At 68.0% G+C, this 21,346-nt stretch carries 24 protein-coding genes and 1 pseudogene; 10 read left to right on the top strand and 15 right to left on the bottom strand.

Features of this window, described 5'->3' with window-relative positions:
* Positions 1-28: 28 nt before the first annotated feature.
* From RDCOP1_RS19225 to RDCOP1_RS19205, 5 genes and pseudogenes are all read right to left on the bottom strand, one after another.
* Positions 29-355, bottom strand: a pseudogene (locus RDCOP1_RS19225) (transglycosylase family protein); the annotation flags it as partial.
* Positions 356-731: 376 nt separating this feature from the next.
* Complete coding sequence (locus tag RDCOP1_RS19220) at positions 732-1,283, bottom strand: type III secretion system chaperone family protein (protein WP_072704252.1); 552 nt, start codon at positions 1,281-1,283, stop codon at positions 732-734.
* The gene (mshA, locus tag RDCOP1_RS19215) at positions 1,280-2,614 is read right to left on the bottom strand and encodes a D-inositol-3-phosphate glycosyltransferase (RefSeq protein WP_072704249.1); all 1,335 of its coding nucleotides are present in this window, start codon (positions 2,612-2,614) and stop codon (positions 1,280-1,282) included. Before mshA ends, RDCOP1_RS19220 begins: the two co-directional genes overlap by 4 nt.
* Positions 2,615-2,695: 81 nt before the next feature.
* Complete coding sequence (locus RDCOP1_RS19210; protein WP_072704246.1) at positions 2,696-3,526, bottom strand: alpha/beta fold hydrolase; 831 nt, start codon at positions 3,524-3,526, stop codon at positions 2,696-2,698.
* A 5-nt stretch (positions 3,527-3,531) separates the two neighbouring features.
* On the bottom strand, positions 3,532-4,713 hold the full coding sequence (locus RDCOP1_RS19205; RefSeq protein WP_072704674.1) for an MFS transporter: 1,182 nt from the start codon (positions 4,711-4,713) through the stop codon (positions 3,532-3,534).
* A gap of 102 nt (positions 4,714-4,815) precedes the next feature.
* On the opposite strand from RDCOP1_RS19205, the gene RDCOP1_RS19200 reads away from it, so the two are divergent.
* On the top strand, positions 4,816-5,589 hold the full coding sequence (locus RDCOP1_RS19200) for a PIG-L family deacetylase (RefSeq protein WP_072704671.1): 774 nt from the start codon (positions 4,816-4,818) through the stop codon (positions 5,587-5,589).
* A gap of 94 nt (positions 5,590-5,683) precedes the next feature.
* Positions 5,684-6,712: a tocopherol cyclase family protein gene (locus RDCOP1_RS19195; RefSeq protein ID WP_072704243.1), complete on the top strand. Its 1,029-nt coding sequence runs from the start codon at positions 5,684-5,686 to the stop codon at positions 6,710-6,712.
* 16 nt (positions 6,713-6,728) lie between these two features.
* On the opposite strand, the gene RDCOP1_RS19190 is transcribed toward RDCOP1_RS19195, so the two are convergent.
* On the bottom strand, positions 6,729-7,940 hold the full coding sequence (locus RDCOP1_RS19190) for an ROK family transcriptional regulator (RefSeq protein WP_371836835.1): 1,212 nt from the start codon (positions 7,938-7,940) through the stop codon (positions 6,729-6,731).
* 405 nt (positions 7,941-8,345) lie between these two features.
* Positions 8,346-8,999: a TetR/AcrR family transcriptional regulator gene (locus tag RDCOP1_RS19185; RefSeq protein WP_072704237.1), complete on the bottom strand. Its 654-nt coding sequence runs from the start codon at positions 8,997-8,999 to the stop codon at positions 8,346-8,348.
* Between the two features lie 148 nt (positions 9,000-9,147).
* On the opposite strand from RDCOP1_RS19185, the gene RDCOP1_RS19180 reads away from it, so the two are divergent.
* The gene (locus RDCOP1_RS19180) at positions 9,148-9,903 is read left to right on the top strand and encodes an SDR family NAD(P)-dependent oxidoreductase (RefSeq protein ID WP_072704668.1); all 756 of its coding nucleotides are present in this window, start codon (positions 9,148-9,150) and stop codon (positions 9,901-9,903) included.
* Positions 9,904-9,915: 12 nt separating this feature from the next.
* Here the strand turns inward: RDCOP1_RS19180 and RDCOP1_RS19175 are convergent, their stop codons facing one another.
* On the bottom strand, positions 9,916-11,010 hold the full coding sequence (locus RDCOP1_RS19175; protein WP_072704235.1) for a UDP-N-acetylmuramate dehydrogenase: 1,095 nt from the start codon (positions 11,008-11,010) through the stop codon (positions 9,916-9,918).
* A 23-nt stretch (positions 11,011-11,033) separates the two neighbouring features.
* On the opposite strand from RDCOP1_RS19175, the gene RDCOP1_RS19170 reads away from it, so the two are divergent.
* The 3 genes from RDCOP1_RS19170 to RDCOP1_RS19160 are packed head-to-tail and all read left to right on the top strand — an operon-like array spanning position 11,034 to position 12,893.
* Positions 11,034-11,543: a DUF2505 domain-containing protein gene (locus RDCOP1_RS19170; RefSeq protein ID WP_072704232.1), complete on the top strand. Its 510-nt coding sequence runs from the start codon at positions 11,034-11,036 to the stop codon at positions 11,541-11,543.
* Positions 11,544-11,595: 52 nt separating this feature from the next.
* The gene (locus tag RDCOP1_RS19165) at positions 11,596-12,096 is read left to right on the top strand and encodes a DUF2505 domain-containing protein (RefSeq protein WP_072704229.1); all 501 of its coding nucleotides are present in this window, start codon (positions 11,596-11,598) and stop codon (positions 12,094-12,096) included.
* An 8-nt stretch (positions 12,097-12,104) separates the two neighbouring features.
* Positions 12,105-12,893 carry an SAM-dependent methyltransferase gene (locus RDCOP1_RS19160; RefSeq protein ID WP_072704226.1) on the top strand — a complete coding sequence of 263 codons (789 nt, stop codon included), beginning with the start codon at positions 12,105-12,107 and terminating at the stop codon, positions 12,891-12,893.
* A 13-nt stretch (positions 12,894-12,906) separates the two neighbouring features.
* Here the strand turns inward: RDCOP1_RS19160 and RDCOP1_RS19155 are convergent, their stop codons facing one another.
* On the bottom strand, positions 12,907-13,524 hold the full coding sequence (locus tag RDCOP1_RS19155; RefSeq protein ID WP_072704222.1) for a type IV toxin-antitoxin system AbiEi family antitoxin domain-containing protein: 618 nt from the start codon (positions 13,522-13,524) through the stop codon (positions 12,907-12,909).
* A 102-nt stretch (positions 13,525-13,626) separates the two neighbouring features.
* On the opposite strand from RDCOP1_RS19155, the gene RDCOP1_RS19150 reads away from it, so the two are divergent.
* Positions 13,627-14,376, top strand: a complete 750-nt coding sequence (locus tag RDCOP1_RS19150) for an LmeA family phospholipid-binding protein (RefSeq protein WP_072704219.1) — start codon at positions 13,627-13,629, stop codon at positions 14,374-14,376.
* Positions 14,377-14,379: 3 nt separating this feature from the next.
* Here RDCOP1_RS19150 and deoC read toward each other — a convergent pair whose 3' ends face one another.
* The gene (deoC, locus tag RDCOP1_RS19145; protein ID WP_072704216.1) at positions 14,380-15,045 is read right to left on the bottom strand and encodes a deoxyribose-phosphate aldolase; all 666 of its coding nucleotides are present in this window, start codon (positions 15,043-15,045) and stop codon (positions 14,380-14,382) included.
* Between the two features lie 65 nt (positions 15,046-15,110).
* On the opposite strand from deoC, the gene RDCOP1_RS19140 reads away from it, so the two are divergent.
* Genes RDCOP1_RS19140 through purU form a run of 3 tightly spaced genes read left to right on the top strand, consistent with a single transcriptional unit; the run spans position 15,111 to position 17,488 of the window.
* The gene (locus RDCOP1_RS19140) at positions 15,111-15,647 is read left to right on the top strand and encodes a GNAT family N-acetyltransferase (RefSeq protein ID WP_072704213.1); all 537 of its coding nucleotides are present in this window, start codon (positions 15,111-15,113) and stop codon (positions 15,645-15,647) included.
* A 56-nt stretch (positions 15,648-15,703) separates the two neighbouring features.
* The gene (locus RDCOP1_RS19135; RefSeq protein WP_072704665.1) at positions 15,704-16,543 is read left to right on the top strand and encodes a class I SAM-dependent methyltransferase; all 840 of its coding nucleotides are present in this window, start codon (positions 15,704-15,706) and stop codon (positions 16,541-16,543) included.
* 57 nt (positions 16,544-16,600) lie between these two features.
* Complete coding sequence (purU, locus tag RDCOP1_RS19130) at positions 16,601-17,488, top strand: formyltetrahydrofolate deformylase (RefSeq protein ID WP_072704211.1); 888 nt, start codon at positions 16,601-16,603, stop codon at positions 17,486-17,488.
* Positions 17,489-17,508: 20 nt separating this feature from the next.
* Here the strand turns inward: purU and RDCOP1_RS19125 are convergent, their stop codons facing one another.
* From RDCOP1_RS19125 to RDCOP1_RS19105, 5 genes are all read right to left on the bottom strand, one after another.
* Positions 17,509-18,549 (bottom strand): alpha/beta fold hydrolase, encoded by a 1,041-nt coding sequence (locus RDCOP1_RS19125; protein WP_072704208.1) that lies wholly within the window; start codon positions 18,547-18,549, stop codon positions 17,509-17,511.
* 43 nt (positions 18,550-18,592) lie between these two features.
* Entirely contained in the window at positions 18,593-19,534 is a 942-nt protein-coding gene (locus RDCOP1_RS19120; RefSeq protein WP_072704205.1) for an AurF N-oxygenase family protein, read from the bottom strand.
* A 113-nt stretch (positions 19,535-19,647) separates the two neighbouring features.
* Positions 19,648-19,938: a DUF2516 family protein gene (locus tag RDCOP1_RS19115; protein ID WP_072704202.1), complete on the bottom strand. Its 291-nt coding sequence runs from the start codon at positions 19,936-19,938 to the stop codon at positions 19,648-19,650.
* A gap of 101 nt (positions 19,939-20,039) precedes the next feature.
* Positions 20,040-20,912: a heparin-binding hemagglutinin gene (locus RDCOP1_RS19110; RefSeq protein ID WP_072704199.1), complete on the bottom strand. Its 873-nt coding sequence runs from the start codon at positions 20,910-20,912 to the stop codon at positions 20,040-20,042.
* A 1-nt stretch (position 20,913) separates the two neighbouring features.
* Positions 20,914-21,336, bottom strand: a complete 423-nt coding sequence (locus tag RDCOP1_RS19105) for a helix-turn-helix domain-containing protein (RefSeq protein WP_072704663.1) — start codon at positions 21,334-21,336, stop codon at positions 20,914-20,916.
* Positions 21,337-21,346: the final 10 nt, after the last annotated feature.

Raw genomic sequence — 21,346 nt, 5'->3', positions numbered from 1 at the left:
AGGTCGGACCTCGAGGTCCGAAGGATCAGAGGTACTGACCGCAGACCGGCCACGCGCCCGGTCCCTGGCCTGCCAGCACGTTCTCGGCGACGCGGATCTGCTCGTCACGGGACGCGTTGTGCGCGTATCCCGTACCGCCGTAGGCCTCCCAGGTGCTCTGCGAGAACTGCAGGCCGCCGTAGTAGCCGTTTCCGGTGTTGATCGCCCAGTTGCCGCCACTCTCGCACTGAGCCACCGCGTCCCAGTTGCCGGACGCTGCGTTCGCAGTACCGGTTCCCAGAGCGAAGGGGGTGACAACGAGGGCTGCGGTGGCAGCGACGGTGCCGAGGGTGCGCTTGATGTCGAACTTGGCCATGTGAGTGAATCCTCTCCTGCTGCGTACGAGACGGCTTACGCCTGGCGATCCGGTCGATGTTTTCCGATCCGTGATCGCAGATCTCGCTCTGCCCTGATTTCTTGTGATTTCCGAACAACCCGCGGGGCAGAGAGGCGGCGCGGCGGGGCCGGTGCGTAACGCCCGTTCATTTCGGGCCTACAACGACGGTAAGCGATTATCACGGAGTGGTCACGGCACAGTTTTCCTGCACACCCGTACCGAAATAACGGCCGCACAACGGAAAATCCCCAGTTCGACCGGAAGAACCGGGTCGCCTGGGGACCGTGAATCCTGTTGTCTTATGTGACCAGCGTCATACTTTCGACCGGGATATGCCTCGCAAATCGGACGGGGATTACGGCCGGGGAACGTCGTCTCCCGGTGTGTTGTCACCGATTTCGGGATCGAACGCGACGCCGGTCCGCTCCTCGATCAGGTGCCGGAAAGGCTCGAGATTACGCAGAGGTTCACCGCGGGAGACACGCCATTCCCACTCTCGCTTGATCGATGAGATGAATCCGATACCGACGATGATGTTGAAGTCGTAATCGGCGGCTTCGAGGACCTGCCCGAGCACCGCATCGAGTTCGTCGGGTGTCACGGCGTGCTCGGCGATCCGGCCGACGAGGTAGATGTCCCCCGCCTTGTCGAGCGTGTACGCCACGCCGTAGAGGCGACGGTTCCGGCGCAGCAGATACCGGAATACGTCTTCGAAGTTCTCGTCGGGCTTGCGGCAGACGAACGCTTCGACCCGGACACCATGGTTGCCTGCCGAGAGCAGAACCGTGGTCTTGAGCTTGTTCTCACCCGGCAGGTCGACGACGACATGGCCGCCCTCTTTGCGGGAGAACTCGATCTCGCGGTCGCGCAGCGTGGATTCGATCCGTTCGACGAGCTGGTCGGTCATGCCTTGACTCCCCCTGCTCGCCGCAGCTTCCACAGTCCGCGCTGCCGCCGAAGTGCGTACTCACTGGTCCCGAATGCCCGGTTTCGCCTCATGCCTGCCTTCCGGTAACTGTCGATCAACCCGTCTGCGGTGTGTTCCCACGAAAAGCCCTCGGCATGCTTCGGCGCCGCCGCGGCGAGAGCCTTCAACCGTGCGGGGTCACTCACCAGAGACCGCAGCGCCGCAGCCCAATCGTCGATGCGATGCCCGTCGACGAGCACGCCCGTCTGCCCGTCCCTGACCGCGACGCCGAGCCCGCCGACATTCGCCGCGAGCACCGGTGTTCCGCACGCCTGCGCCTCGATGGCGACGAGCCCGAAGGACTCCGAATAGCTCGGTACGGCGACCAGATCCGACGCGCGATAGACCTGGGCCAGACGGTCGGCGGGCTGCGGCGGCAGAAAGTCGACGCGAGGCGCGATGCCCAGCTCGGACGCGAGTTCGATCAACGCGTCCGGACGCTCCAGCCCGGTGCCCGAAGGTCCGCCGACGACGAGCACCCGCAGTGGCAGATCCGGAGCGTCGGCGACGGCGCGGGCAGCGGCCCGCAGCAGCACGTCGGGAGCCTTCAGCGGCTGGATCCGGCCGACGAAGGTCACCACCGTCTCGCGGGGATCGAGCCCGAGTTCCGCCCGCGCAGCGTCACGGTCGCCGGGACGGTAGCGCGACAGGTCGGCCCCCGGGGCCACTACGTCGATCCGCGACGGGTCGGCACCGTAGATCCGCTCGAGCTGGGCAGCTTCGTCCGCAGTGTTCGCGACCATCCGGTCCGCCTCCGCGACGACCTGCTGTTCGCCGATCTGGCGGGCCGCCGGCTCCGGAGTGTCGCCGGCCGCGAGCGACGCGTTCTTCACCGCCGCGAGAGTGTGGGCGGTGTGCACGAGCGGCACTCCCCAGCGGTCGCGGGCAAGCCAGCCGACCTGACCGGAGAGCCAGTAATGGGAGTGGACGAGGTCGTAGTACCCCTGCGGGTGACGTGCTTCCTCGCGCAGGACACCCGCCGCGAATGCGCACAGCTGGGTGGGCAGGTCGTGTTTGTCGAGCCCCTCGAACGGTCCCGCCGCGATGTTGCGGACGAGAACCCCGGGGGCAGCGTGCTGCACCGCCGGATCAGACGAGGAGGTCGCCCTGGTGAAGATCTCCACCTCGACACCGCGACGCGCAAGCTCGATCGCGGTCTGCAGCACGTATACGTTCATGCCTCCCGCGTCCCCGGTCCCGGGCTGTGCCAGCGGGGAGGTGTGAACCGAGATCACGGCCACGCGATGCGGACGGCTGGGCTGGGAGGTCACCCCTCCATACTGCCCTGCGGGTGATCGGGGCGAGCAGCGACCTCTCGCGGACCGGGCTCCGGCGTCACACCGGCAGTTCCGTCAGACCGACGACACGAACCGTGTGACCTCGTCGACGAACCGGTCCGGATCCTCGACGAACGGTCCGTGGTCCACGCCGTCCCAGATGGAGACGGTGACGTGCGGCGTCAACGACGCCACGTGGTGCGCGGCCGAGACGTCGACCACCGAGTCGTCGGATCCGTGGAGCACGAAGACGGGAACGTCGAGATCGGTCAGCAACTCGTCGTTGCTCACCGTGCGGGCGAACATTGCGGCTCGGACTCGCGGCGGAGTGGTCAGGCTCGTGCCGAACAGGGCCTGGGATACGACTCCCTTCCCTTCGGCCGGACCGGTCAGCGAATCCCCGAACGAGCCCAGTGTGCGGACCGCTTCTCGCGGGTCCTCGGACATCGCACCGGGGATCGCGGCGCGCATCGCCGGACCGATCCGTCCGCCCTTCTCCCCGCGGCCGAGGCTCGTGACGGCACCGACCAGGATCACGCCCTTCACCGCACCGGAGCCGTGCGTGGCGAGATAATCACAGATCACGAGTCCGCCGTAGGACCAGCCGAGCAGTACGGCGGGGTTGCGCTCGGACACCCCTTCCGCAGCGAACACCGCCTCGACGTCCGCAGCCCAGGCCTTGCTGTCGTCGTAGCCGGTGTCGGGAACCCCGGAATACCCGTGGCCGCGCAGGTCCACAGCGACCACCCGGAAGTGCTCGGCCAGTGCGTCGAGAACGCACTCTCCCCAGCATTTCGAGGACTGGGCCCAGCCGTGCAGGAGCACGAGGGGCTGTCCGTCTTCGGGACCGAATGCCCGGTAGACGAGGGTGGTGCCGTCGGCGCTGAGAACTTCGCGGACTGTCATGCGCGTCACTGTATCCGGGAGCGAAGGTGGATCCCCGCGGCGCAGCCCGTCGCGACCAGCGCCGCGACGATGCCGACCCCGAACCCTGCGGTGACGCCGACACGATCGATGGCCTGCCCCACCAGCGCGGAACCCAGGGCCACACCGACCCCCAAGCCCGCGACCGTCCAGGTGATGGACTCGGTGAGCTGGCTTGCCGGCACGATCTGCTGAGTCAGGGAGGTCGCGACGATCATCGCGGGCGAGATGGCACAGCCCGCGAAGAGATAGAACAACGCGAGCACGGGGACGTTTCCGGCGAGCAGCAGGGGCCAAAGCAGCACGGACAGTGCGGCCGTCGCGACGAGCAACTGTCGTGCAGGTGCGGAGTGCGCGACCCTCGATCCGAACACCAGGCCGCTCAGGGCCGAGCCCGTTGCGAACAACGCGATCACAAAGGTCGCGGCACCCGGAGCATCGCGCTCGGCGGTGAAGGCGACCGCGACGACGTCGATCACGGCGAAGACCACGCCCATCGCGACCATCACCGCGATGATCGCCAGCAGCGCGGGCAGTCTCAGCAGGTTGACGCGGGGGTTGTCGGCATGCCGGCGGTGTACGGGTGGTTCGGTCTTCCGCAGTCCGGCGAGGGTGAACGTACCGACGAGCAACAGGATCGCGGCGAGCAGCGGGCCCGCCTCGGGGAACACCGCTACACCGAGGCCCACCGACAACACCGGCCCGACGATGAAACACACCTCGTCGATCACAGCCTCGAGCGCGAAGGCGGTCCGGAGCCGGGCGGTACCGCCGTACAACTCCGTCCACCGCGCCCGGACCATCGCACCGATCGTCGGCATGAGGCCCGCGGGGAGCGCGCACACGAACAGCAGTACGACGGGTGCGCCGAACCGCACACCCGCCAGCATCAGGACGATCGCGGTCGCACTGATCACCGCCGCCGCGGGCAGTATCCGGCGTTGCCCGTGCCGATCCACGGCCCGCGACACCAGTGGTGTGAACACCGCATACGACAAGGCGAAGACCGCCGACAACGCGCCACCGAGTCCGTAGTTGCCGCGCAACTGCGAGAACATGGTGACGATTCCGATCCCGACCATCGCGATCGGCAACCGCGCCACGAACCCGGCAGCGCAGAACGCCACCGATCCCGGCGCGGCGAACAACTCGCGGTACGAGCCGCCCAGCCCTTGTGACACGTGTGTTTCTCTCGTCTCTCTTCGCCTCCCGGGCCGCTTCACGGCCCGGGTATCCCGCACGGAACATCCATCCGTGCCAGCATGCACGGTATGAGCGTTCTCCTCTGCTTTCACGCGCACCCCGACGACGAGGTGTTCACCACGGGCGGGGTCATGCGACTGGCAGCCGACGCCGGGCACCGCGTCGTCCTCGTCGTCGCGACCGACGGTGCTCTCGGGGAGCACCCGGACGGTCTGCTCGCGCCCGGCGAGACCCTCGCCGAACGGAGGCAGCGCGAACTCGAGCGTTCCGCCGACGCCCTCGGAGTGTCGCGCCTCGTGACTTTCGGGTACGCCGACTCCGGGATGGCGGGCACACCGGCCAACGATGCCCCGGGTGCGTTCGCGAACGTCGACGTCGACGAGGCCGCCGCACGTCTCGCTGCCGCGATCGACGAGGAGGGTGCAGACGTCGTGACGATCTACGACCCGAACGGCGGTTACGGGCACCCCGATCACGTCCAGGTACATCGAGTCGGCGTCCGCGCCGAGGAACGAACGGGTCACGACGCCGTCTTCGAGTCGTCCATGAATCGCGATCACCTGAAGCGTCTGTTCGCGGCTGCCCCGGACATGGTGGAGGGCGCGCGTCCGCCGGACCTCGACACGTTCGGCCTGCCCGAGAACGAACTCACCACCGCGATCGACGTATCCACCACTATCGCCGCCAAACGGGCGGCGATGCACGCGCACGAGTCGCAGATCGGTGATTTCGGCCCGATGCTGGGTATGCCCGACGAGCAACTGCGGGCGGCATTCGGCATCGAATGGTTCCGGCGGCGTGGGGGTCCGCCGGGTATCCACGAAAGTTCGCTTCCCCTCTAGAGGTCCGACGCGCCACAAACGACAGCGCGCCACAACGACAGAAGGAGAACCGATGGGGCTTCGAGGACGCCGATCCGCGGGCGAGGGGAACAGTATGTCGCTGCTCGAGCGCTATCGTGCGACCGGCGCGGATCTTCCGTTCGGTGATCCCCTCGTCGCACACGGTGTCGCCATGGAGGGCTACTTCTGGCGGTTCACCCAGCCCGATACCGGACGGGTGGTCATCGCACTGTGTGGGGTCAACCGCTCCGACGACGGGCACTGGGCCACACTCGGTCTCGCCGCTCATCCCGGAGGATTTCTACGTACGACGACGCATCCCGAAGCGGCGGCGGACGTCGCGCGACTGGGGGCGTCCGCCGGATCCGCGTTCCGCGGGGATCCCGACAGGGTCGTGATGGATCTCGGTTCGGACGGCCGCCTCGACGTCCGGATCGTGCCCACCGTTCCCTGGCCCCGGCGCCGGTTCGGCGGCTCGAGCGTGTTCCAGACGGTACCTGCGTTGAACCAGTACTGGCATCCCTGGCTTCTCGGGGCACGCGCCGAGGGGTACGCGGTGCTCGGCGACGAGAAGTGGGATCTCGACGGAGCTCAGGTGTACGGCGAAAAGAACTGGGGGAAGGGCGGTTTCCCCGAATCGTGGTGGTGGGGCCAGGCACACGGATTCACCGAGCTGCAGGCATGCGTGGCCTTCGCCGGCGGTCAGGTGCATTCCGGACCCCTGCGGACCGAGGTGACCGCGGTCGTGGTGGCGTTGCCGGACGGCCGTGTCGTGCGGTTGGGCAATCCCGTGACCTCCCCGGTTCGGGCGGACGTCACCGACGAGACCTGGTCGTTGCACGGACGGAACCGGCGGTGGAGCATCGAGATCTCGGCGGCCTCACCCCTCGGATCGGCTCACGTCCTGCCCGTTCCGCTCCCTGCCGAGCGGCGCAACGTCCCGGGCGCGATCGAACATCTCGCAGGGTCGATGAGCGTCACGGTGCGCGAGCGCGGAAAGACGGTGTGGTCCGGCGAATCCCGGCTTGCCGCCCTCGAACACGGCGGTCTCGACCGGGCACGGGCAGAGTTGGACCGACGGGGAGCGGACGCCGCCGCCACCGACGGGCCTCCCCTGGTCTGACCGGCCGTCGGTGCGCTTACCCCGCTGCTCGCCGCATCGCGGCAAGCGGATCGGAGTACAGCGAACTCAGTGACACCACACCGGCCGCGTGTGCCTGCACCCGGTTCCCGAACCCGGTGATGCGAATGTCCTTGCGGGGCAGGGTCGACGACCGGGCGAAGGCATTCGCCACGTGCGGCACTGCGGCCGGGTACTCGGTGAACGCCTGACCGCCGAGAATGACGCGATCCGGGTTGAACAGATCCCGGAGCATCCCGACGGTGCGACCCAGAACGGTGGCGCGCTCGACGAGCAGGTCGTGAGCGGGTGCGGATCCGGCCCGTGCGAGACGATAGACGGATTGCACGGTCGTCTCGTCGCCGTCGCCGAGGATCCCTTCGGCGCGCGCACGCAGCGCCACCGCCCGGTCGCTGACCGTCGCCTCGAGGCAACCGACGGCTCCGCAGGTGCACCCGGCGGACGATCCGGTGGGTAGGTGGGATATCGATCCGGGACCCCCGGTCGGCGTGTGGACCTTTCCGTCGAATGTGAGGGCGACGCCGACAGTTTCACGGGCATAGAAGTACAGGCTCGTGCCCTTGGGATCGACGGCGTCGCGGTCGGGGGTCAGAAGAAGTTCGGAGGCCGCCATCGCCTCCACGTGTGCGGAGACGGAGATCGGCAGACCGAAACCGCCACCGACGACGGCACCGACGCGCGCGCCGGACCATCCCAGGCGGGGATGGTCGGCGAGTCCGGTGACCGAATCGACGCGCCCACCCAGTGCGACTCCGACCCACAGCGGAGTCCGGCGATGCCAGCGGGCGGCAAAAGCCTTGGCGCTGGCGGTGATCGAAGCCAGCGCGATGTTCTGGTCGCCGGCAGGCGTGGGCACCTCGACGGCACCGATGATGCGTCCGCGCAGGTCACTGACCACGATCCCGGTGGTTACGGCACCGATGTGGATCCCGACGGTGAGGTATCGCTCGTGATCGACCTCGACCGGCACCCGAGGGCGGCCGATCGCACCGGATTCGGCGAGGTCCGCACGTTCGCGGAGCAGGCCGGCGGTAAGAAGCGCTGTGACCTGCCTGTTGACTGTGGCGATGCTCGCGCCGGTGGTCTTCGCGATCACGTCGCGAGATATCGGCCCACGATTCGCGGCGACCCGAAAGACGGAGGCACCCGTGCCGTCTGCGATCCGGAGGTCGGGCGGAACGATCCTGACCTGCGACGACGGAGTACGGATCGCGTTCCGGCCACGGGCCGGCGCGGCAGGCCGCGAGACACCTCGCGGTGCCGAGGAACGCGGAGAGAGAAGTGCGGACGGCGAGAGGGCAGGAGCTGTCACGGCTGTTCCTTGCTACTGGTCCCGGGCGTGATCGACATCCGGGATAGGGCGAAAGAAGGAGGTGGCCGCACCGAATACCGACGGCGAGTGGAGAACCGGTGAAGGGACCCGTGAGAAACGGATCAGAATCGGTGCGAAGTTACTTTCCGCAGCAGCGACAACAGAGTTCGCGCGCCAGAGGCAGCCGTGATCCCAACGCGGCGGTCACATACGTGACGCGCGGAGTGGAGGTGGGACCGACCGACATGGGTCCAAACTTATAACCAGAACCAACGGGTGTCCAGTTGCGGAGCAGGCCCGTTTTCACGACGCCCGGCGGGCATCGTGGGTTTCCGCGGAGACCGGGGCGAGGAGCAATGCCTCCCACGCGTCGACGAGGGCCGTCAGCTCGGTACGTTTCGGTGGAAGCCCACGCCGGTCGTAGTGCGCGAGACGCCCGAGGATACTGGCGTACACCAGATCCAGCCGCTGGCTTCCGATGTCGTCCGGAAGGTGCCCGATCGACGCGCGCAGCGCGAGATCGGCGTCCTTGCCGGTCTCCCCGGCTGCCGGGTGCGCTTGGGGTAGGTACGACGAGAATCTGTCGCTGCGCATCAGACGGTCGAGCAGGGCGACGAAATGATTGTTCCGCCCGATGGTGCCGGCGAGCGGTTTCACGATCGCCCACAACGCATCCCGCGTCGACAACCGGCCGTTCGTCGCGGACAGCTCCGCGAGCAGCGCGGTGCGCTCCGAATCGACGGAGGGAATGCGGTGGGTGAACACCGCGAGCAACAACCCTTCCTTCGTGCCGAAGTAGTACCCGATCACGGACGAGTTGTACTGCCCGGCGGCCTTGCGGATGTCCGCGAGAGTGACCCCGTCGTAACCCCGGCGCGCGAAGAGGCGTTCGGCGGCTTCCACGAGCCGGATACGGGTCTGCTCCCCCGAGCTGTAACGCCCCCGTGTGGTCGTCATGGACGCCTACGTTAGCGCCGACCCGCCGTCTTCGCAGGTCGGAGCGCAGCCGCCGATATTCCGGACGATTCGTGTCCTCGTTGCGCCGGTCGTGGCCGTTGCGCGTCCCGCGACCCGCCCTGGCCGGGCCGACATTACGATCGAACCCATGACCATCTCCCCCGATTCCCGTATCGCAGTCGTCACCGGAGCATCGTCCGGCATCGGTGAGGCCACCGCACGCACACTCGCCGCCCAGGGGTTCCACGTCGTGGTCGGAGCACGGCGACTCGACCGCCTCGAGCGGCTCGCCGAGGAAATCGGCGGCACCGCACTCGAACTCGATGTCACCGACGAAGACTCCGTCGACGCGTTCACCACCGTCCTTCCCCGTGTCGACGTGCTGATCAACAATGCGGGAGGTGCGAAAGGACTCGCGACGGTCGCCGAGGCCGTCGAGGAAGACTGGCGGTGGATGTGGGAGACCAACGTCCTGGGCACCCTTCGGATCACCAAGGCGCTCATCCCGAAGCTCATCGCCTCCGGGGACGGGCTCATCGTGACGATCACGTCGGTCGCCGCGCTGGAGGCGTACGACAACGGCTCGGGGTACACGACCGCGAAACACGCACAGGCCGTGCTCCACCGGACGCTCCGCGGCGAGTTGCTCGGACAGCCTGTCCGGTTGACGGAGATCGCGCCCGGAGCGGTCGAAACGGAATTCTCGCTGGTGCGCTTCGACGGGGATCGGGAGCGTGCGGACAAGGTGTACGAGGGCATCACCCCGCTCGTCGCTCAGGACATCGCCGACATCATCGGCTTCGTCGCGTCACGGCCCTCGCACGTCAACCTCGACCAGATCGTCGTCAAGCCGCGCGACCAGGCGAGCGCGGGACGTTTCCACCGCACCACGGATCAGAGCTGACGGACTCTCGTCTCAGATCGCGCAACCGACCGTGACGGGTTCGGGGTGCAGGCGCACCCCGAACACCTCCTCGACGCGATCGCGGATCTGCCGGGCGAGAGCTACGAGATCGGCGGTGGTGGCGGAACCGCGATTGGTCAGTGCGAGAGTGTGTTTCGTCGACAGGCTCGCGGGCGCGTCCGGCCCGGGAAATCCCTTCGCGAATCCCGCGCGCTCGATGAGCCAGGCCGCCGAGAGCTTCGTACCCCCATCCGCCGGGTACTGCGGAATACGGACGCCCGGACCGACGCGAGAGTCGATCGCCTCGAGAACTCCGGGAAGGCGATCCTCGGGCACGACCGGGTTGGTGAAGAACGACCCGGCGCTCCACGTATCGGGGTCGGCGGGATCGAGCACCATGCCCTTGCCGCGTCGCAACGCCAGAACGTGGTCGCGGACCTGCGCCGTGGGCCTGCGTTCACCCTGCTCGGCACCGAGAGCGGCGGAGAGTTCGCGGTACCCGAGCGGTGCGCTCAGCCCGTCGGCACGCACGTCGAGTTCGATCTCGAGGACCACGGCGTGGTCGGAGTGCTTCAGAACGCTCGTGCGGTAGCCGAGACCGAGTGCGCCGGGCTCGACCCACCGGGTCTCACCCGTGAGGCGGTCGAGTAGATGAACTCGACGCAGGAGCGACCCCACCTCGACGCCGTAGGCACCGACGTTCTGCACCGGAGTCGCACCGGCGGAGCCCGGTATCCCCGACAGGCACTCGAGCCCGCCCACTCCGGCGGCGACGGCCGCCGCTACGACTGCGTCCCATTCGGCCCCGGCGTCCGCGCGCACGACAGAATCGGAGACGGAGATCCCGCCGGTCGCGATGCGCACGACGACGCCCTTGAAGCCGTCGTCACCGATCACCAGGTTGGAGCCGCCGGCGATGAGGAGCAGCGGTACCTCGTGCTGGTCGAGGAGCCGGATCACCTGCACCAACGCGTCCGTGGACGTGCATTCGGCGAGGTACTCGGCAGGCCCGCCGAGACGCAGCGTCGTCAGGCTGGACAGCGGTACCTGTTCGGAAATCACGGCCCCCGCGTCGGCAAGCCGTGCCCTGATTCGTGGATCGAGCACCCGCAAACGGTAGCGTGCCCAGCATGGGCAGCCCTATCGACCACTCTGTGACCTACTCGTCCTCCCCCGCGGCGGTGCACGCCACGTTCGTCGACCCGCAGTACTGGCACACCCGGTTGGCCGAGGTCGGCGGACCCGGCGCGGCCGTGGAGTCGGTCGAGACCGGAGACGGCACCATCGACCTGGTCGTTCAGCAGGCCATTCCCGCCGAGCACCTGCCGAGCGTCGTGACGAGCATCCGGCCGGGCGACCTGGTGATCCATCGCGAAGAGTCGTGGGGTCCGCTCACCGGCGACCGCGCGCAGGGACGGTTCTCGGCGCGGGTCGACGGGATGCCCGGGCACGTCGAGGGCACGATGACACTCCAGGGCGACGGCAACGAGTCGATGGTCGTTTTCGAGGGCCGGGTCGAGGTGAAGATTCCGTTCCTCGGATCCAAGATCGAAGCACTCATCGTCGACGAGCTCGTCGGCCTGTTCACGGCGGAGCAGACTTTCACCGCGGCGTGGCTCAGCGGCGACCGCTCCGCCTGACCGCCGACCTCGATTTCCTTGTAGCCCTCGCCGGCAGGTACCCTGACCTGCCGTGTCACGGCGTATCGACTACTCTGCCCGCTTCTCGCATCCACCGAAGCGGGTATACGAGGCACTCGCCGACCGTGATCACTGGGAGGCGCGCACGCGTGAGATGCGCAAATACTCGGACAACCACGTCGAAGAATTTGCCGTCTCCGCCGACGGAATCCATGTCGTCCTGCATCACGTGATCCCCCGGTCGAGTCTTCCCGAGCCGGCCCGGGCCGTGATGAAGAAGGACATGGTGATCACCCGGACGGAAACCTACGGCCCGTTCGACGAGCGGTCCGAGGGGCGCTACGAAGCGTCGGTCCCCGCCGGTCCGGGGAGCCTGACCGGCACGATGACTCTGTTCGGTCACGAGGACGGCGCCACCCTGCTCATCTCCTCCGAAGCGAAGGTTCATCTGCCGCTGATCGGCGGAAAGCTCGAAGACTTGATCTTGACCAACCTGGTCGATGTGTTCGCCGTCGAAGCGGCGATCACCACCGACTGGCTCGGTCGGCAGTAGCTCCCGGGGTGCGCGGACAGCGCCCGGTCGGTGTCGTCACTCGCGGCACCACCGGGATCAATCGATTGCGGCGGAGCGACCGCTGGGCAATGCACGACCCCGAGGTCGCGCGCGCGCTCACAGATGCGTCCGATCCTCTTGTCGTCGACCTGGGTTACGGCGCGATGCCGGTCACGACGCTGGAACTTGCGGCCCGTCTCCGGACGGTGCGCCCCGATGTACGAATGGTGGGCCTCGAAATCGACCCCGACCGGGTGGTCCCAGGCAGGGACGGCGTGGAGTTCGCGCGGGGCGGGTTCGAACTGGCGGGCCTGCGCCCGGTCCTGATCCGCGCGTTCAACGTGTTGCGGCAGTACCCGGAAGACGCGGTGGACGAGGCCTGGGCGCAACTGCGCGGAGGACTTGCACCCGGCGGGCTCCTCATCGACGGAACCTGCGACGAACTGGGCCGGCGCTGCGCATGGGTACTGCTCGATGAGGAGGGACCGCGCTCGCTCACTCTGGCGTGGAGTCCCTTCCACGTCTCCACCCCGTCCGATGTCGCCGAACGGCTCCCGAAAGCGTTGATCCACCGGAATGTCCCGGGCGAGGGCATTCACGAGTTGCTGCAGGCCGCGGACCGGGCCTGGGCGACCGCTGCCCCCTACGCGTCGTTCGGGCCGAGAGTCCGGTGGCGCGCGACGCTCGATCATCTCCGGGAGCAGGGATGGCCGGTTCCGCCGCAGCGCCGCCGTATGCGCGACTGTGTGCTGTCGGTGCCTTGGAGTGTCGTCGCTCCCGCAATGGTCGCCGCTTAGCCGCGGCCGGCGGTCAGCCGGCGGACAGCAGCGCGAGCGCGATGCGGTCGGCCACGGTGGCGGGTTCTCCCGCGACCGCGGCGTGCAGTTCGTCGGAGTCGACGCGCCCGAGGGTGATCGCGTCTCCGACGAGTTCGTCGAGCACTTCCTGCGATACCCCGCCGGCGGCGAGATCCACGGCGGTCCGCGCGGGTGTGGTGACCCGGAAACACCCGACGGTTTCGCAGTCCCGGTCCGTCAGCGTCCGGTGATGCAGCGCGAGCCGGTTGCTCGGCACCGTGCGCTGATCCACCGTCGACAGGTGCAGGAACCGTGGCTGCAGGTGGCCCATACCGTGGAGGTCGGCGGCGCTCTGGTGCGACACCACCGCAGCGCCTTCGTACCAGGCACACCACCGCGCGAACTCGTCGAATTTCGTGTGGGGGCTGTCGCTCATCCGGAACAGTTCGGCGTCGATCCGGATCCACAGGCCTGCCTCGACCCGCGCGCGGAACCCGTCGGCGGCGATGCCGCGCCCGGTCGCCTGACGCGCGGTGAAGTACCCGGCCTGAGTCACGGCGAGCTGACGCAGAAGGTCGTCGGGACCGACCTGCCCGGCTGCGTCGCTCTCTGAATCCGCCCACCCTGTCATGGCGCCCAGACTACCGAACTCCTGTGTTGCATCTCACATAATCGGGTCATCGGTGTGCGCGCGCTCATAGCTTCCTCAGACTTGTCCGGAACAATCTCGTCCATGACGCAAAGGAAGCGCACCCGACTCGTCACGATCTCCGTCATCGTCGTCGCCGCACTCGTCGCGGCCCTCGTCGGCGCCGAGGTCTATGTCCGCAATCGCGCGACAACCTGTCTGGCCCAGTCGTTCGAGAGCGAACTCGGCACGGGCGTGGACGTGGACCTGAGCTGGAAACCGGTGCTGCTGCAACTCGCCGACAAGCAGGTCCCGTCCGTCACCCTCGACAGCGACGACAGCGCGTTCGGGCCCGCGAAAGAGATGCAGGTCCACGCGGTCGTCCGGAACGTGGACCTGCGCGACACCGCGGAAGGTGCCGGCACGATCGGCAGTTCCAGCGCGGAGGTCGACTGGCCCACCAGCGGAATACTCGCCACGGTGCAGTCCCAGTCCGTCGGCGCGCTGATCAGCGACGTCACCGCGGACCCCGAAGCCGGGACGCTGACGTTCGTGGTGGGCGGCGACGGACTGGCCGAACTCACGGTGCGGCCCACCGTGGCCGACGGCATGGTGACCGTCCAGACGGTCGACGCCTCGGTGCTCGGGTTCGGGCTCCCGAATTCTCTCGTCGACGGGATCGTCGAAGCCCTGACCTCCGGGCTGCAGCAGTACCCGCTGGGAATGAAGGCCACGTCGCTGGCGGTCACCGATTCCGGCGTCCGGCTCACCCTCGACGGCGGGCGTTACGTGCTCCCGGAGAATCCGGAGGGCGCACAGCAGCAGAACCAGGGGTCGTGCGGAGTGCTGGCCTGACGGTCAGTCGGGTAAGCCGTCGAGAACGGCGCGGCTTCCCGAGAGTCCCAGGCGCGTCGCGCCTGCTTCGATCATGCGGAGGGCGGCGTCCGCGGTGCGAATGCCGCCGCTCGCCTTGACTCCGAGGCGACCGCCGACCGTCTCGGCCATCAGACGCACCGCGTGCTCGGAAGCGCCACCGGCGGGGTGGAAACCGGTCGATGTCTTCACGAAGTTCGCGCCGGCATTCGCCGCCGCGCGGCACACCTCGACGATCGCTTCGTCCGGCAGCGCCGCGGATTCGATGATCACCTTGAGTACGGGATCGAACCCGATCGCCTCACGGACCGTGAGGATGTCCGCGAGCACCGCGTTGTAGTCCCCGGCGACCGCGGCACCGATGTCGATGACCATGTCGACCTCGCGTGCCCCCTCCTCGACCGCCAGCCGCGCTTCCGCACCCTTGATCAAGGAGTGGTGCTTGCCCGACGGGAACCCCACCACGGTCGCGATCACGAGCCCTTCTGCACGCAACGGCAGCATCGACGGCGACACGCACACGGCATACACGTCCAGTTCCCGGGCCTCGTCGACGAGAGCCCGCACCGCCTGGGACGACGCTTCCGGAGCCAGAAGGGTGTGGTCGATCATCGCGGCGACCTGCGAGCGGGTGAGCGTGGTGGCGGACATGCCGCCAGCTTTGCACACTGCAAAAGCGGTTGCCGGTTGCGCGCGGTACGGCCAGACTCGGTGAGGTGATCATTCGCCGGGAACTACCGTCGGACTTCGGTGCTGTGTCCGACGTCCATCACGGCGCCTTCGCCGCCGTCGCCGCACCCGGCCTCGTCCCGGTCGAACCCGGCCTCGTCGACACACTCCGCAACGGACCCGACTGGCTGCCCCGGCTCTCGCTGGTGTGCGAGCACGTGACGAACGGCATCGTCGGTCACGTGTGCGTCACCCGCGGCGATCTCGGCGGGTATCCGGCCCTCGCGCTGGGGCCGATCGGGGTGCTCCCCGACATGGCGAGGTCCGGAATCGGTTCGGCGCTGATGCACGCTGTGCTAGGCGCTGCCGACGCGCTCGACGAGTCGATCGTCGTGCTGCTCGGCCACCTCGACTACTACCCGCGGTTCGGGTTCGTGCCCGCCGCGGATCTCGGGATCACGCCCGACGTGCCGGAGTGGGCATCGCACCTGCAGGCGCGCCCGCTCACCGGCTACCGGCCGGAGATGACAGGCGAATTCCGGTATCCGTCCGCGTTCTACGAACTCGATGAGGCCGGGTCGTGAACACCGACGAGAATCGTCCGCCCGGTACCGGGGCGAACCACCCGGCTGCCAGCGCTGTGTCCGAGACCGCCCGCACGTTCGATTCCGCGAGCACCGACTTCGACACCCTCACGCCCGTCCTGTGGGGGCCTGCCGGCCAGGCGCTCGTATTCCAGCTCGGGGTCGGCCCCGGCGACACGGTGCTCGACGCATGCTGCGGTGCCGGGGCGTCCGCCGTTCCCGCTGCGATGGCCACCGGTCCGGACGGTCGGGTCCACGGCGTCGACATCGCCGACGACCTCCTCGAACACGGTCGCCTGCTCGCAGAAGCGCGCGCCCTGACCAACATCGACTTCGTGTGCTCCGACGTGACGCGCTGGGAACCGCCGTCCGATGTGCCCGAGGCAGGGTACGACGTGCTCGCGATCTCCTACGGCGTGTTCTTCCTCCCCGACATGGACATCGCGTTCTCGAGGCTCGTCGGTCAGGTCCGGCCCGGTGGACGGGTGGGGGTCACGGTGTGGCGCTCGGAGTCGATGGCGGAGATGAGGGATGCGGTGTTCGACGTGGCGTCCCGTCACTCGCCGGACTTCGCCCGGCGCGCCCCGGATTACGACCACTCGCCGCTGCGCCGGATCGACACCCCCGCAGCCCTCGGGGAATGGCTCGGCGCGGCGGGTACGCATTCCGTCGAGGTGCGGACGTTGTCCAACCTGATCCCGGCGACGGAGGACCTGTGCTGGGCGCTTGTCGCGGGTACCGGATGGCGGACCGCATTGTCCGGATTGGACGCCGGGCAAGTGGCCTCGGTGAGGCAGGACCTGGCCGAGACGATCACCACGCGCGGCATACACACCGTCGACGCGACCACTCTCGTCGGTACCGCGACCGTCCGGCGTCCGCCACCATCGGGGTGAAACCGGCAGGACCCGGCCCGCGGAAGCTGCTCCAGGGCACCTGAGACAATCGGAACCATGACGCTTGCCTCCTCGACCGACAACCGCCGCTACGTCCTGACCCTGGGTTGCCCGGACTCGACCGGGATCGTCGCCCGCATCTCGAAGTTCCTCGCGGACGTCGGCGGCTCGATCGTGGAGGCCGCGTATCACGCCGACCAGGACAGCGGCTGGTTCTTCACACGGCAGGCGGTTCGCGCGTCGTCGATCCCGTTCTCGATCGAGGAACTACGCACCAAGTTCGCCGCGGTGGCCGAGGAGATCGGCCCGGAGACCGAGTGGACGCTCTCGGACACCGGCAAACGCAAGCGCGTCGTGCTTCTGGTCAGCAAGGAAGCGCACTGCCTGCACGACATCCTCGGCAGGGTCGCGGCCGGTGAACTCGAAGCCGACGTGTGCGCGGTCATCGGGAACCACCCCGAGCTCGAGTCGGTCGCGCGCCGGCACGGCATCGATTTCCATTACGTGTCGTTCCCGAAGGACCCCGCCGAGCGCGGGCCCGCTTTCGAACAAGTCCGCAAACTCGTCGACGCTCACGACCCGCACGCGGTCGTGCTCGCGCGCTTCATGCAGGTGCTGCCGGAGTCGCTGTGCGAACACTGGTCGGGCCGCGCGATCAACATCCACCACAGCTTCCTGCCGTCGTTCATCGGCGCGCGGCCGTACCACCAGGCGTTCACACGCGGGGTGAAGCTGATCGGCGCGACGTGCCACTACGTCACGGCCGAACTCGACGCGGGTCCGATCATCGAGCAGGACGTGATCCGGGTCAGTCACAACGACAGCGTCAACGACATGGTGCGCCAGGGCCGGGACGTGGAGAAGCTCGTGCTCGCCCGCGGATTGCGCTGGCATCTCGAGGACCGCGTTCTGGTCCACGACAGCAAGACCGTCGTCTTCAACTGACCCGGGCCGCTTGCATGCGGTCAGCCGACGAGCGCGTCTGCCTTCTCGACGAGATGCAGTAGTTCGTCGTTGACCCGGTCGATCGCCTCGACCGAACTCATGTGGCCCACACCGTCGAGGACGACGAGGCGCTCGAGGTTGCCCGCCTCTTCGAGTTCACCTGCGAGCCGCCGGGCGTGCACGGGCGGAGTCAGGCGATCGGCGGTGCCCACCAGCACCGTGGTCGGCACCGTCAGGTTGTGCAGTCCCTCCCGGATGTCGAGGGCGCTCAGTGCGTGTCCCCACCCGCCGCGTGTACGAGGCGGGCAGCCGAGCACGATCTTCTCGCAGAATGCGACTTCCGGCCCGGTCGCGTTCGGGGAGAGCGCGATGTATCGCAATGCCCGCGTGGTGACGGACGATTCGACCAGCGGCACGGTCGCGCCCATCACCCGTCGCGCGACCGGTACGGGCACTTTCGGGAATCGTGCGGGCAGCGGGACGATCGCCGAATCCGCGACGAGATGGTCGGTTCCGGTGCTGGCGAGCAGTACGCCGGCGACGCGCTCGGTGACCTGTTCCGGGTATTTTTCCGCCCACGCGATGATGCTCATGCCGCCCATGCTGTGGCCCGCCAGGATCGCCTTGCGCCCGGGCGAAACCGTCGCTTCGAGCACGGCGTGCAAGTCGTCGGCGAGTACGTCTGCCCCGAGCGGGCGCGAGCCCGACTCGCTGTTGCCGTGGCCCCGCTGGTCGTAGACCACGACGTGGTAGTTCTCCGCGAAGGCGTTGATCTGCGGGGTCCAATAGGCCGCATTGCAGGTCCAGCCGTGGCAGAACACCAACGGCTGAGCCTGGGAATCCCCGTAGGACAACACGTTCAGACGTGCCCCGTCGTCGGTCCGCACCTCGACCGTCCGAGGCTCGAGCGCGGGCGCCGCGAGCAGCGCGTGGGGCGCGACGTCTTCTGTGCGGACGACGGTGCCGCGCCGGCGTCGTGCGACGACCAGTCCTGCCGTGGCTCCGAGGGCGAGCGCCACTCCGACTGCTATCTGCCACGTCCTTGGGGACGGCTTCTTCACGGTTCTCCTGTGGTGTCGTGCTGCGGGTCGGGGCCCGAGGTGGTCAGAGGACGTGGGCCTTGCGGAGCAGAAGGGCCGACGGCCCGCCGATGAGCCCGACCTCGTCGAGGAATTCGACAGTGCGCCGCGTCCCGAGGCGCAGCCTGTCGTGGTAGTGGGTGTTGCTGCGCGCGGCGGCTTTCGCCTCGGCGACGTCGAGCCCGGCAGCGGCGTACACCCGGTCGTTCACCAGGCTGGTGACGACGAAGTACGCGCTCACTCCCAAATGGAGTCGGATCCACGTGCGCTGCATCCTGGTCGCGAGTCCCGCTCGGCGCCGTGTTTCCTCACGGGCGTAGCGGATGTGTCGTGACTCTTCGACGACGTGGATGTGGCTGACGGTGCGAGTAAGGGGTTGAACCCGCTCGTCCCGCATGAAGTCGCGTTGCATCATGTCGAGAATCTCTTCGGCGAACAGGGTCCCGCCGTAGGCGAGGGCGCCGCTCGCGATCGCCTTGAAGATGCGTCCCGTCTCCCGGATCCAGCGCTTGGGCCGGTACGAGGGCACGCCGAATCGCTGTGCCGACCGCGCGAACATCACGGAGTGGCGGCACTCGTCGGCGATCTCGGTGAGCCCGAACTGCACGTACGGCGTGGACGGGTCGCGGCGGTAGAGGTCGCGCACGAGCATCTGCATCAGGATCATCTCGAACCAGATACCCGTGCCGGCGATACTCGCCGCCTCGTGATTGGTGAGGGTGATGCGCTGGTCCTCGGTCATGCGCTCCCACAGGTCCGTGCCGTAGAGGCTGCACCATTCGGGGGTCATGCCGTATCGCCCCTCGGCGAGGGGGGCTTCCCAGTCGATCTCGAAGGCCGGGTCGTAGGACAGCCGTGCGGAGGAATCGAGAAGCCGTTGCGCGGTTTCCTGCCGCTCGCCATCACTGCCGATCGTCGCGGCACCCGTCCGGGCGTCGCCTGCTCGGTTCGTGCGGGTGAGAGTCATGGCCGACCGCCTCGTCTCGAAGATGTACCCGTTACTCGAAGTGTCATTATCTGGATCACACTTGTCAAGGCACGAGCTCACCCGCGAGATCGCAATCGGGCGGTGCGGGGCGACTACCAGCGGCGGCGCTGAACCTCTTCGACACGCGGCCGCACGTCCACCAGATACACGCACACCGCCACCACCGCGATGATGCCCAGCAGTCCGACCGCCCCGAGCAGAATCAGCACCAGCAACGCGGCGATCAGGATGCCGAGCCACACGGGCTTGGTGAGCTTGTCGACTGCGGGAAACGCCTCGGAAGGCTGGCGAACAGCATGGAAGAGCGCAAACCCGGCTCCCGCGATCGCGATGACCTGCAGCACGAGGATGATCAAACCGGCGAGAGAATCGACATTCGTCACTCCCCCAGTCTACGAGAACCGGCTCCCACGCCAAGTGGCGCGGGAGCCGGTGATATCCGCAGGGCCGACACGGTCTGCGCCCGGCGTGCCGGGCGGGGGCCTCAGGAGCCGCTGGACTTGCGGGGCGCAGCCTTCTTGGCGGGCGCCTTCGCGGCACGCGCGGGAGCCTTGGCAGCAGCCTGAGCCGGGCTCTTCGCGGCCGGCTTTGCCGGAGCCTTCTTGGCCGGCGTCTTCGTGACCGGCGGCGTGGGCTTTACCGTGTTCTCGACCGACTCGGCGACGTCATGGGCAGTCTTGCCGATATCCGACTTGGCAGCGTCCACGCGGTCGGCCGCTTCGGAACCGGCGTCGCGGGCCTGATCACCGAGTTCGAGCACCCGCAAGGCGGCCTCGTCGCCGGCATCGGAAATGGCATCGCCCACACCCTCGCTGGTGTCGGAGATCCGGCCTGCGGCAAGGCCTGCAAGCATGGCGGCCTGCTCGCCGATGGCGCGGGTCTGCCGGGCGACGGTCCCCAACGTTTCTTCGGTGAGCTCGACGGCATCCCCGAACGCTGCCTCGGCCCGGCCGAGTCCTTCTTCGACGGCGGGCTGCTTGCGGAGCCGCTCGATCGTCTGTTCGCCTCGCTCTGCGAGCGCGGTGTACAGGTCGGACGCAACCTTGAGGTATGCCTCGGCGACGCTGCGGAGTTCGTCGGCGGTGAAACGCTCGCGCAATTCTGCGATGTCCTCGGGAAGCTCGGACGGCAGTCCCGCGAGACGCTCGCGGAGCGACTCCACGGCCTCCGTCAGATCGGCGGGAAGTGCGTTGATTTTGTCGCGCGCGGTTCCGACGCGATCGTTCACGTCGCCCTGTGCGTTCTCGGCACGCTCGCGAACCTGCGCGACGACGTCTGCCACGGCGTGCACCACGGCATCGCCCGCGCCGACGGCGGCGAACAGGGAGGTACGGATTGCTGCATTCGGATCGGTCATGTCAGTTCTCCTCGTCGAAGTCTGTGTGGTGCCGGATGTCGCTCCCGGCGTCTGATGCCGTCTCGGTGGGAGCCGCCTGGTTCTCACGGCAGAACGAGTCGTAGATGTCGAACAGAACCTGTCGCTGCCGCTCGGTCAGTACGGGATCGCCGAGCAATGCATCCCGGAAGGCACTCTGCGGACGGTCTTCGAGAATCCCGGCCCGTACATAGAGCACCTCCGCCGACAACCGGAGTCCTTTTGCGATCTGCGCAAGCACTTCCGCAGAAGGCTTGCGCAAGCCACGCTCGATCTGACTCAGGTACGGGTTGCTGACGCCGGCGAGCTTCGACAACTGCCGAAGCGAGACCTGCGCCCCTTCGCGCTGCGCCCGAATGAAGCTTCCGATGTCCTGCGCAGCAGAATTCACCACGCGTGCGGCGATGTCCCCGGGC

This window comes from Rhodococcus coprophilus NBRC 100603, assembly GCF_001895045.1.
GTDB classification, from domain to species: domain Bacteria; phylum Actinomycetota; class Actinomycetes; order Mycobacteriales; family Mycobacteriaceae; genus Rhodococcus; species Rhodococcus coprophilus.
The sequence above is the reverse complement of the archived record's forward strand: the minus strand, read 5'-3'. Positions and strand labels throughout refer to the sequence as shown.